Consider the following 209-nt stretch of genomic DNA (forward strand, 5'->3'; position numbering starts at 1 on the left):
CAACGACACCATCACCGCCCACAGCACCGGCTGCACCACATCCACCCGCGCCAACAGCACCTCAGAACCCAAAGCCTCCACCAACGACCAGTCCACATAAGGCGCCAGAGCCCGCTCGCACTCCCCCATCCGCCCCGCGAACACCTCCGACCCCGCCAACAACCCCACCGCCATACCCACCCACTGCGAACCCTGACCCGGGAACACCA

1 protein-coding gene is annotated in these 209 nt (G+C 66.5%); it reads right to left on the minus strand.

Annotation, left to right across the window (positions count from 1 at the left end; genetic code table 11):
- Positions 1-209 (minus strand): acyltransferase domain-containing protein (locus ADK60_RS29370; RefSeq protein ID WP_159400634.1); only part of this gene is annotated, 209 nt, incomplete at both ends.

The sequence above is a fragment of the Streptomyces sp. XY431 genome, assembly GCF_001279805.1.
GTDB classification, from domain to species: Bacteria; Actinomycetota; Actinomycetes; order Streptomycetales; family Streptomycetaceae; genus Kitasatospora; species Kitasatospora purpeofusca.